This window comes from Salinicola sp. MH3R3-1 (assembly GCF_001937155.1).
Classification (GTDB): domain Bacteria; phylum Pseudomonadota; class Gammaproteobacteria; order Pseudomonadales; family Halomonadaceae; genus Salinicola; species Salinicola halophyticus.
The window spans coordinates 1-11,286 of record NZ_MSDP01000013.1 but is presented as its reverse complement, the minus strand read 5'-3'; the positions used below and the strand labels follow the sequence as shown (position 1 = coordinate 11,286).

Here is an 11,286-nt window from a genome sequence, read left to right as displayed (position 1 = left end):
CTGTCACGCCGGAGGTCGCGAGTTCGAGTCTCGTCCGGTCCGCCAATAACGTCTTTTGACCTCCTCTGTATTCTCTTCTCTTTCGTTATCCTTTGAGTTCCTCGTCTCCTTCCAGGTTGACGACGCTTCCTCCTTGCCTGTCAATCCGTCCGGTTTCTTCGTTGAACCTCACTGACGCGTGTTCTGGTCGATCGTCTGTGTCAGTCGAATGGCGCTGATGTCGGCTGCGCGGTCGTTCACGATACCGCTTTGGTGGAATGGCCCTCGTCTCGCTTTCCGTTACACTGACGTTCATACGCGCGTTTGAAAGCCGCTGCCGCGGTGTGCGCCCAGGCTGTACGAAGAACTGTACCAAGAGCTGTGCCAAGGACTGTGCCAAGGACTGTGCCAAGACATGAGTGGAGCCGATACGTGACGCGCTTTCCCAATCTCTTTCGTCCCCTGCGAGTTGGCTCGCTGACGCTGCGCAATCGCGTGGTGATGGGCTCGATGCACACCAATCTGGAAGAAGCCCCCGACGGGTTCGCACGGCTGGCGGCGTTCTATGCGGAGCGGGCGCGACACGGCGTCGGATTGATCGTCACCGGCGGCATTGCGCCCAATCCGGAAGGGGCGGTGTTTCAGGGGGCCGCCAAGCTCACTGACGCCGCCGAGGTCGAACGGCATCGGCCGGTGGTGAAGGCGGTGCATGCCCATGGCGCGCGCATCTGCCTGCAGATCCTGCATGCCGGCCGCTACGCCTACTCTCCGGATCTGGTGGCGCCCTCGGCGATCGCCGCTCCGATCAATCGGTTCACGCCGCGGGCGCTGAGTGCCGACGAGGTCGAGGGGCAGATCGAGGATTTCGTGCGCTGTGCGGAACTGGCCCAGCGTGCCGGGTACGACGGCGTCGAGATCATGGGTTCGGAAGGTTACCTGATCAATCAGTTTCTGTGTCGGCGTACCAATCATCGCGACGATGCCTGGGGTGGCGATAGCCAGCGTCGTCAGCGCTTCGCGGTCGAGATCGTGCGCCGCGTTCGTGACGTGTGTGGTCCGGACTTTCTGCTGATCTTTCGGCTGTCGATGATCGATCTGGTGGAAGAAGGCAGCACGCGGGAGGAGATCGTGGCGCTGGCACAGGCGATCGAGCATGCCGGGGCGGACGTGATCAACAGCGGCATCGGCTGGCACGAAGCGCGCGTGCCGACCATCGTCACGAGCGTGCCGCGAGCTGCTTTCGTCTCGGTCAGCCGGGTAGTGCGCGAAGCGGTCTCGATACCGCTGATCGCGACCAACCGTATCAACATGCCGGCCGTGGCCGAAGCGGTGCTGGCCGAGGGGGCTGCCGACCTGGTCTCGATGGCCCGCCCCTTCCTGGCCGATCCGGCCTGGATGGCCAAGGCCGAGCAGGGCCGAGTCGACGAGATCAATACCTGCATCGCCTGCAATCAGGCGTGTCTCGATCACACCTTCAAGGGCAAGCTGACCTCCTGTCTGGTCAATCCGCGCGCCTGTCATGAAACGGAGCTGACGCTGCCGCCGACCAAGTCTCCCAAGCGCATCGCCGTGGTGGGAGCCGGGCCGGCCGGCTTGGCCGCTGCCGTGGCCTGCGCCGAGCGGGGACACCGGGTAACGCTCTTCGAACGCGATGGGGAGATCGGCGGCCAGTTCCGGTTGGCCCAGCGAATACCGGGAAAAGAGGAGTTTGCCGAAACGCTGCGCTACTTCGCCACCCAGCTTTCGCGGCACGGCGTCGAGCTGCGCCTCGGCACCGAGGCCGACAGCCAGCAACTGCAGGATTTCGACGAGGTCGTTATCGCCACCGGCGTCCGGCCGCGCGCGCTCGATATCGAGGGAATCGAGCATTCCAGCGTGATCTCCTACCCGGTGGCGATCCAGCATCCCGAGCGCGTGGGGCGTCGCGTGGCGATCATCGGCGCCGGCGGTATCGGTTTCGATGTGGCAGAACTGCTGGCGCATGCCGAGCAGCCGGCGCTGAATATCGAGCGCTGGTGCGACGAGTGGGGCGTTGACTTGACGGTCGAGCACGCCGGCGGCTTGAAGCCGCGGCTGGAGCCCACGGTGCCGCGACAGATCACGCTGCTGCAGCGTAAGGCCGGCAAGCCGGGGGCTGGGCTCGGGGTGACCACCGGCTGGGTTCATCGCGCCGCGCTACGGGCTCGCAAGGTCGAGACGCTGTCGGGCTGCGTCTATCGGCGCATCGACAGCGACGGGCTGCACCTTGATGTCGATGGGGAGTCCAGGCTGCTGGCGGTCGACACGATCGTCATCTGTGCCGGGCAGGAGTCGCAGCAGGCGCTTTACGACACGCTTGCCGCGAGCGGGACGCGGGTTCATCGAATCGGCGGGGCAGAAGTGGCGGCCGAGATCGATGCCAAGCGCGCCATCGATCAGGGGGTGCGGCTGGCGGCGATGCTGTGAGCGCGGGCACCGGATTGCGTTGAGTCAGCGTGAGTGGCGAGTGTCCCGGCGCTGCCGGGGTTCGAGGACAGGTGTTAGACTAAGGGTTCACCAGCGAGCGCGAGCCGTGTGACGGGGATCCCGTTACCCCCGGATTCGCGCTTCTTGTTATTCAGGCCGCGACGCATTGCGACCGCCACGCCTGACCCTCAGAAAACGCGATTCTGGTTACCGTCACGGGTTCTGAATCGCTTTTCTCCGTGGAGGGATCGTACAAGGACCCCCAGATGACATCCGATTGCAGCCCTCGCTATCTGGCGAGCGACAACACCTCCGGCATTTGCCCGGAAGCCCTCGATTATATGATCCGGGCGAATGGCAGCGACGACCTCGCCTATGGTAACGATGCCTGGACTCACCGTGCCGCGGACCGTTTCCGTGAGCTTTTCGATTACGACTGTGACGTTTTCTTCGTCTTCAACGGCACTGCCGCCAACTCGTTGTCGCTGGCGGCGCTGGGCCAGAGTTACCACAGCGTGATCTGTCATGAACTGGCGCATATCGAGACCGATGAGTGCGGCGGACCGGAGTTCTTCTCCAACGGTTCGAAGCTGCTCACCAGTCCTGGCGAAAACGGCAAGCTGACCCCGGAGGGAATCGAGAGGCTGGTCGTGAAGCGCAACGACATCCACTACCCCAAGCCACGGGTCGTCTCGATTACCCAGGCCACCGAAGTGGGCACGGTCTACTCTCGCGAGGAGCTACTGGCGATCCGCACCGTCGCGGACAAGTACGATCTGCGCGTTCACATGGACGGCGCGCGTTTCGCCAACGCCTGCAGTGCCCTGGATGCGACTCCGGCCGAGCTGACCTGGCAGGCAGGCGTCGACGTGCTCTGTTTTTCCGGTACCAAGAATGGTTTGCCGATGGGCGAGGCGATCCTGTTCTTCAACAAGGAGCTGGCCGAGGATTTTGCCTATCGCTGCAAGCAGGCGGGGCAGCTGGCCTCCAAGATGCGCTTCATCGCCGCGCCTTGGCTTGGGTTGCTGGAAACTGGCGCCTGGCGGCGTAACGCCGACCATGCCAACGCCATGGCCCGGTATCTCGCCGACGGGCTCGCCTCGTTACCCGGCGCCTCGCTGATGTTCCCGGCGCAAGCCAACAGCGTTTTCGTCAGTTTGCCCGAACCGGTCATCACCCAGCTGCGCGCCAGGGGCTGGACCTTCTACACCTTCATTGGTGCCGGTGGCGCGCGTTTTGTCTGCTCCTGGAACACCACGCCCGAGCTGCTTGATCAACTGCTGGCCGACGCCCGCACTGCCTTCGACGCGGCATGAGCCCGAGCGGCGTCCGTCAAACGGGCGCCGTTCCCTTCCCGAGTTCCCACCTGTTCGACTCGCAAACGAAATTTCCCTGACTTTTCCTCTGCTTGCCTGCCATCGGGCAGTGTTGCGCATTTTGTCCCCGCAAATTCCCCGTGCAACGAAACCGGATCGTGGTAGCGTGTTCTAAAGCGTATGTTCCGACGCTGCGTTGAAAAGACTCGCGAAATGGGTCTACCCGACGCTTCGTGCATCTGTCTATGCTGATAGTCAGCTAGCCCGGCTGGCAGGGCGTTCGTCCTGTACGGTCGAGGGTCACGACCAGGAGGCTTCCATGAGCATCTTCGATCACGTGCAGAGCCGTTACGAGCAGGTTCAGCAGGAAGAATTGAGCCTGCAGGAATATCTAGAGCTGTGCCGAAAGGATCCTCGGGTCTACGCCAACGCTGCCGAACGAATGCTGAATGCCATCGGAGAGCCGGAAACGATCGACACGGCCAAGGATCCCAGCCTGTCGCGAATCTTCTCCAATAAGGTCATTCGACGCTATCCCGCCTTTGCCGAGTTCTACGGCATGGAAGAGGCGATCGAGCAGATCGTTTCCTACTTTCGTCACGCCGCCCAGGGGCTCGAGGAGCGCAAGCAGATTCTCTACCTGCTGGGCCCGGTCGGGGGCGGCAAGTCCTCGCTGGCCGAACGCCTGAAATTACTCATGGAGCGCGTGCCGTTCTACGCGATCAAGGATTCGCCGGTCTTCGAGTCCCCGCTCGGGCTGTTCTCGCCGGAAGAGGATGGCGAGCTGCTCGAGAAGGAGTACAACATCGCCCAGCGCCACTTGCGGGGGCCGATGTCGCCCTGGGCCGCCAAGCGGCTCAAAGAGTACGGCGGCGATCTGTCCCGATTCCGCGTGGTGCGCCTGCATCCCTCACGCCTCAACCAGATCGCGGTCTCCAAGACCGAGCCGGGCGACGAGAACAATCAGGATATCTCGTCACTGGTGGGCAAGGTAGACATCCGCCAACTGGAGCTCTACTCCCAGGACGACCCGGACGCCTACAGTTTCTCCGGCGGTCTGTGCAAGGCCAATCAGGGCTTGATGGAGTTCGTCGAGATGTTCAAGGCACCGATCAAGGTGCTGCATCCGCTGCTGACGGCCACGCAGGAGGGCAACTACAACCCCACCGAGGGTATGGGCGCGATCCCCTTCGAGGGCATCATCATGGCCCACTCCAACGAGAGCGAGTGGCAGCAGTTTCGCAACAATCGCAACAACGAGGCCTTTCTCGACCGGGTCTACATCGTCAAGGTGCCTTACTGCCTGCGCGTCTCCGAAGAGATCAAGATCTACCAGAAACTGCTGGAACATTCGTCGCTCAACGAAGCCCCCTGCGCGCCGGATACGCTGCGCATGCTGGCCCAGTTTTCGACGCTCTCCAGGCTCAAGGAGCCGGAGAACTCGAGCATCTACTCCAAGATGCGGGTCTACGACGGCGAGAATCTCAAAGACACCGATCCCAAGGCCAAGTCGATTCAGGAGTATCGCGACGCGGCGGGTGTCGACGAAGGCATGAACGGGCTCTCCACGCGTTTCGCCTTCAAGATCCTCTCCAAGGTGTTCAACTTCGACGCTCACGAGATCGCCGCCAACCCGGTGCATCTGCTCTACGTGCTGGAGCAGGCGCTGGAGCGCGAGCAGCTGCCCAAGGAAGTCCACGAGCGCTATCTGCGCTTCATCAAGGAGTATCTGGCGCCGCGCTACGTCGACTTCATCGGCAAGGAGATCCAGACCGCGTATCTCGAGTCCTACACCGAGTACGGTCAGAACATCTTCGATCGTTACGTCACCTACGCCGACTTCTGGATTCAGGATCAGGAGTATCGCGACCCGGAAACCGGCGAGCTGTTCGATCGCCAGTCGCTCAACGAGGATCTCGAGAAGATCGAGAAGCCCGCCGGTATCTCCAATCCCAAGGACTTTCGCCACGAGGTGGTCAATTTCGTGCTGCGGGCTCGTGCCCACAACAACGGCATGAATCCCAGCTGGCAGTCGTACGAGAAGCTCAGAGGCGTGATCGAGCACAAGATGTTCGCCAACACCGAGGAGCTGCTGCCGGTGATCTCGTTCAACGCCAAGGCGTCGGCCTCGGACCAGCGCAAGCACGAGGATTTCGTCGACCGGATGGTGAGCCGCGGCTATACCGAAAAGCAGGTGCGTCTGCTGTCGGAGTGGTATCTGCGAGTGCGGAAGTCGCACTAGAGAACAGCGTCAAACGACGTCGTCGGAGCGGCAGTGGCGGCCCGAGCCGCGCCGCTCCCGGAGCAGAGACCATCCTCGGGTGGTCGCTGTCGCAGCAGTCTGCGGTCAGCCTGCAGGAGGTGCCATGAGCTACTTCATCGATCGACGCCCCAATGCGCGCAACAAGAGCGCGGTCAATCGTCAGCGATTTCTGCAACGCTATCGCTCGCACATCAAGCGCGCCGTGGAGGAGTCGGTGAATCGACGTTCGATCACCGACATGGAGCGTGGCGAACGAGTCTCGATTCCCACCAAGGATATCTCCGAGCCCTCGTTCCAGCATGGCCCGGGCGGGCGGCGCACGGTTGTCAATCCCGGCAACAAGGAGTTCGCCGAGGGTGATCGGCTACGCCGGCCCGGCGGTGGAGGTGGCGGGGGAGGTAGCGGCGACGGCCAGGCATCGGGTCAGGGCGAAGGCATGGATGAGTTCGTGTTCTCGCTGTCGCGGGAGGAGTTTCTCGATTTCGTCTTCGACGGGCTGGAATTACCGCACCTCGAGCGCAAGCAGCTGCGGGTACTGGAGGAGACCCGACCCGTGCGCGCGGGCATCTCCAAGGAGGGCGTGCCGGCGCGGATCAATATCGTGCGTTCGATGCGCGAGGCACAGGCCAGGCGGATCGGCATGCGCGGGCCGTTGAAGCGGGCTCTTCGCGAAGCGCAGGAGGCGCTGGTCGCCGAAGAGCGCAAGGATCCGGTACTGCGCAACCCGGCGCGAATCGACGAGCTGAAGTCCGAGATCGCGCGGCTCGAGAAACGGATCGGGTCGATCCCGTTTCTGGATACCTACGACCTGCGATACAACCATCTCACCCACCAGCCGATGCCGTCGAACCAGGCCGTGATGTTCTGCATCATGGATGTCTCAGGTTCCATGACCCAGGCCCACAAGGATATCGGCAAGCGCTTCTTCCTGTTGCTCTACCTGTTTCTCGAGCGCAATTACGAGAAGGTCGAACTGGTGTTCGTGCGCCACCATACCGTGGCCAAGGAGGTCGACGAGGAGGAGTTCTTCTACTCGCGGGAGACCGGCGGCACCATCGTCTCGAGTGCACTGACGCTGGTCGACGAGATCATCGAGGCGCGCTACGCGCCGGAGCAGTGGAATCTCTACGTGGCCCAGGCCAGCGATGGCGACAACTGGGACGACGACTCATCGACCTGTCTCGAACGGCTCGACGAATCGCTGATGCGAAAATTGCAGTACTTCACCTACGTGGAGATCACACCCCACGCTCATCAGGCGCTTTGGGAAGCCTACGACACGGTCAGAGCGGCCTATCCCGAGCGCTTCGCCATGCAGCAGATCGTCCAGGCGGAAGATATCTACCCGGTCTTTCGTGAGCTTTTCCGACAGCGCGCCCAGAGCTGATATCAGTCTTGGGGTCAGACGGAACGCAGCGAGGAGGAACGCAGCGATGACGCAACGCAAGCCCATAGCTACCGGTTCGGACTGGAATTTCGAGACGCTCGAAGCCTATGAGCGTGCCATCGCCAAACTGGCCGAAGAGTATCGGTTGGAGACCTATCCCAATCAGATCGAGGTCATCACCTCCGAGCAGATGATGGACGCCTACGCCAGCGTGGGCATGCCGATCGGCTATCACCACTGGTCGTTCGGCAAGCAGTTCCTGTCGGTGGAACAGGCTTACCGGCGCGGTCAGATGGGGCTGGCCTATGAGCTGGTGATCAACTCCGATCCCTGTATCGCCTATCTGATGGAGGAGAACTCGTTGATGATGCAGGTGCTGGTCATCGCCCACGCCTGCTACGGTCACAACTCCTTCTTCAAGGGCAACTACCTGTTTCGCGCCTGGACCGATGCTTCGGCGATCGTCGATTACCTGGTGTTCGCGCGCAAGTACATCGCCCAGTGCGAGGAGCGTCACGGTGTCGAGGCGGTCGAGCAGCTTCTCGATGCCTGCCATGCGCTGCAGAACTACGGCGTCGATCGCTACAAGCGGCCCTCGTCGATCTCCGCCGAGGAGGAGGCGCGCCGCCAGGAGGACCGCGAGGCGTACCTGCAGACTCAGGTCAATCGACTCTGGAGCACGATCCCGCTGGCGGTGAGCGAGCTCGCCCGGGAACCGCTGCACGATCACGAAAACGACCCCCTGGGCCTGCATCGTCATGGCCACTACCCCAGTGAACCGCAGGAGAATCTGCTCTACTTTCTCGAGAAGAACGCGCCGCTGCTGGAGCCCTGGCAGCGCGAGATCGTGCGCATCGTGCGCAAGCTGGCGCAGTATTTCTATCCCCAGCGTCAGACCCAGGTGATGAACGAAGGCTGGGCGACGTTCTGGCACTACACCCTGATGAATCGGTTGTACGACGATGGCCAGATCGACGAGGGCATCATGCTCGAGTTCCTGCAGTCGCACACGTCGGTCGTCAGCCAGCCGGGCTTCGACAACCCCTACTTCAACGGGATCAATCCCTATGCGCTGGGCTTCGCGATGTTCAGCGACATCAAGCGTATCTGTCAGGCGCCGACCAGCGAGGATCGTGAATGGTTTCCGGATATCGCCGGCAGCGACTGGCTGGAGACGCTGCATTTCGCGATGCAGAACTTCAAGGACGAGTCGTTCATCCAGCAGTTTCTCTCTCCCACCGTGATCCGCAATCTGAAGCTGTTCAGTCTGGTCGACGACGACCGTGACGATAGCCTCCAGATCGAGGCGATTCACGACGACCGCGGCTATCGACGCATCCGCGAAGCGCTGAGCGTGCAGTACGCGCTGTCGGCGCGGGAGCCCAATATCCAGGTCTGGGAAGCCGATATCCGCGGAGACCGCTCGCTGACGCTACGTCACGTGCAGGATCGGCGCCGTCCTCTGGGGCAGAGTCTGTTTCCCGTGATGCGCTATCTGCATCAGCTTTGGGGATTTCCGATCAAGCTCGAGTCGATGGAAGGAGGCGACGTCGTGCGCCGCTATCAATGGCCGATCCCGGAACCGGCGCGAGAGTCGGCGTGACGTCGCGATCGCACGGCGCAAACGCCAGGGTCAGACGCCAGGATCAAGCCGCTCGGCGCGCTCAGGAGTCACTGCTCGTCCAGCTGCTGCACCAGCCCTGGCTGGCGACTCGATGATCGGGAAACAGGCCGCAAACCTGCGTCCCGGCGGTGAAGAACTCGCAGTTGTCACAGCGCTGGCCCGCTCGGTAGGCGTCACGGTCGCTCGCTTCTTCGGCATCCTGGACATAGTCGAGCGCGCGGGCCGGGTAGGATTCGGGGTCGAGCATTGGCTTCTGCTGGGCCAGTGCCGGGACAGCCTGCCACCCCAGCAGCACCAAACCGGATGCGCAGACGCCGCGTTGCAGAAAGCGGCGACGCTTGATATCCGTCACGCCGCTCTCGGCAGTGGCGTGACTCTGCTGTCTCGTTTTCATTGCCCTCTCCTGGATCGACATTCTGCGCCTCGCCGCTCGTGACTTCCCATCGCTGAAATGATCTCGCTCTCCGGAAATTATGCGACGTGACGTGAAACGTCCACAACCGATTGGCGAGCCGCGCCGAGTGGACTTGTCGGGTTGCAAGCCAGCGCTGATCGGATCGGTTGCTGGCTATTGGCGCGACGAGGCGATGGATCACGGAGCTGATATACTCGCGCCGTCAACTTCATTACTGGCCCGCGGATCGCGAGATCTGGCGCGCCGGGCAGGCCGATAGCCGGATCGGTGGCTGGGTCGCTGGACTGGATCACTGGGCTGGATTGCTGGGCTGGATCGATAGGAGAGGGAAATGCAGAACGCCGTTATTCTGATCAACGTGGAAAAAGGCCGAATTCGTGGCGTGGCCGAGCGTCTGGCGGATCTCGAGGGAATCAGCGAGGTCTATTCGACCTGCGGTCGCTACGATCTGATCGCCATCGCTCGCACCCGCGATTTCGAATCGCTGGCCGCGCTGGTGACCGAGCGGCTGATGGAGGTCGAAGGCATCCGCGATACCGAAACGCTCAATGCCATGCAGGTGCATTCGCGCCACGATCTCGACGCCATGTTCTCCGTCGGTCTCTAGGTCGGGATGGCGCGTCGTCAACGGCGAGGGCTGCTGGGTCAGCTGGCTCGTTCGTCTCGAATCGGATTGATCTTCGTCGTGGTCATTAGCGGGTTGTGGTATTGGCACGAAGGCGGCGTCCGCGATCAGCTGAGCTGGATGGGTGTTCCCGACTGGCAATGGAACGACTGGCGAGGCTGGAATCGGGTGCTGCGAAACGACGGCTTTCTGGTCGGCTGGTCGGATGTGCGGGCCGAGCCGCTGTGGGTGGGCTACACGCTGAATCGGGTCGACAATCCGCATAGTCTGCCGCGCCCCGATCATTTCCAATCCGACTGGCGCAGCCTGTGGCCGATTTCCGGCGACGACTACGCCCGCAGCGGTTACGATCGCGGTCATCTGGCGCCGAACTATGCCATGGCGGTCGTTCATGGGCGCGAAGGCCAGCTGGACAGTTTCCTGATGACCAATATCACGCCGCAGCGACCCAAGCTCAATCGACAGCTATGGCAGCGCCTGGAAGAGGCGGTCATCGACGATTTCGTGCCGCGTTTTGGCAGCGTTCGGGTCGTGACCGGGCCGGTCTTCGATGACCAGCTGCTGCACCGTGTCGGGTTCTCGCAGGTGCCCGTGGGCTTCTACAAGATATTGGTCGTGCCGGGCAAGACGCCGAAAGCGCTGGCATTTCTGATGCCGCAGGACGTCACGGGCGACGAACCGCTGGCGCGGTTCGTGATCACCATCGACGAAATCGAGGCTCGAACCGGGCTGGACTTCTTTCCGCAACTGGCTGATCCGATCGAGCGTCAGTTGGAAGGAAAGGTGGAAAAGAGCGGTTGGGGGCTGGAAGCGGTCTCGACTCGGCCCGGACGCTATCAGTAGCCGTGGAATGGAGTCGGCGCTGAAGGTTGCCGATGTCGGCCGCTTGGCAAACCGGTCGTCTACTCGCGAATTCATCGAGCCAGCGACGATCTGGATGCAAAGAACGATCTGGATGTAAACAAGGGTCGGAAACGACGAAAAATCAAGATGGGAAAGCGTTACGTCAAAGCCGTCGTTAGCGGGGGAGTGCTGCCGACTGTTACATGACACGTGGTGCCCAGGAGAGGACTTGAACCTCCACATCCGTAAGGATACTAGCACCTGAAGCTAGCGCGTCTACCAATTCCGCCACCTGGGCGTGTCATGTATCGGTGCTGCCAGGAGTCCGAAAAACTCCCTTGGAATGGTGCCCGGAAGAGGACTTGAACCTCCACGTCCATAAGGACACT

The 11,286-nt window shown here is 62.0% G+C and carries 8 protein-coding genes and 1 tRNA gene; 7 read left to right on the top strand and 2 right to left on the bottom strand.

Features of this window, described 5'->3' with window-relative positions; all coding sequences use genetic code 11:
- The first annotated feature begins 411 nt into the window (after window positions 1-411).
- The 5 genes from BTW08_RS08835 (at window position 412) to BTW08_RS08815 (ending at window position 8,993) form a co-directional block, all read left to right on the top strand.
- Window positions 412-2,424 carry an NADPH-dependent 2,4-dienoyl-CoA reductase gene (locus BTW08_RS08835; RefSeq protein WP_075562160.1) on the top strand — a complete coding sequence of 671 codons (2,013 nt, stop codon included), beginning with the start codon at window positions 412-414 and terminating at the stop codon, window positions 2,422-2,424.
- 266 nt (window positions 2,425-2,690) lie between these two features.
- Entirely contained in the window at window positions 2,691-3,740 is a 1,050-nt protein-coding gene (locus tag BTW08_RS08830) for a low specificity L-threonine aldolase (RefSeq protein ID WP_075562159.1), read from the top strand.
- Between the two features lie 319 nt (window positions 3,741-4,059).
- On the top strand, window positions 4,060-5,982 hold the full coding sequence (locus tag BTW08_RS08825; protein WP_075562158.1) for a PrkA family serine protein kinase: 1,923 nt from the start codon (window positions 4,060-4,062) through the stop codon (window positions 5,980-5,982).
- Between the two features lie 124 nt (window positions 5,983-6,106).
- Window positions 6,107-7,390, top strand: a complete 1,284-nt coding sequence (locus tag BTW08_RS08820) for a YeaH/YhbH family protein (RefSeq protein ID WP_075562157.1) — start codon at window positions 6,107-6,109, stop codon at window positions 7,388-7,390.
- Window positions 7,391-7,436: 46 nt separating this feature from the next.
- A complete protein-coding gene (locus tag BTW08_RS08815) occupies window positions 7,437-8,993 on the top strand; it encodes a SpoVR family protein (RefSeq protein WP_075562156.1) in 1,557 nt (518 codons plus the stop codon).
- 61 nt (window positions 8,994-9,054) lie between these two features.
- Here the strand turns inward: BTW08_RS08815 and BTW08_RS08810 are convergent, their stop codons facing one another.
- Window positions 9,055-9,408, bottom strand: coding sequence for a high-potential iron-sulfur protein (locus BTW08_RS08810; protein WP_168170648.1), 354 nt, complete (start codon window positions 9,406-9,408; stop codon window positions 9,055-9,057).
- A gap of 352 nt (window positions 9,409-9,760) precedes the next feature.
- Here BTW08_RS08810 and BTW08_RS08805 point away from each other — a divergent pair, with 352 nt between their 5' ends.
- Both BTW08_RS08805 and BTW08_RS08800 read left to right on the top strand, forming a co-directional pair.
- Entirely contained in the window at window positions 9,761-10,036 is a 276-nt protein-coding gene (locus BTW08_RS08805) for an Lrp/AsnC ligand binding domain-containing protein (RefSeq protein ID WP_075562155.1), read from the top strand.
- 6 nt (window positions 10,037-10,042) lie between these two features.
- Window positions 10,043-10,897 (top strand): DNA/RNA non-specific endonuclease, encoded by an 855-nt coding sequence (locus tag BTW08_RS08800; RefSeq protein WP_075562154.1) that lies wholly within the window; start codon window positions 10,043-10,045, stop codon window positions 10,895-10,897.
- A gap of 211 nt (window positions 10,898-11,108) precedes the next feature.
- Here the strand turns inward: BTW08_RS08800 and BTW08_RS08795 are convergent.
- Window positions 11,109-11,195 (bottom strand) — tRNA-Leu (locus tag BTW08_RS08795).
- Window positions 11,196-11,286: the final 91 nt, after the last annotated feature.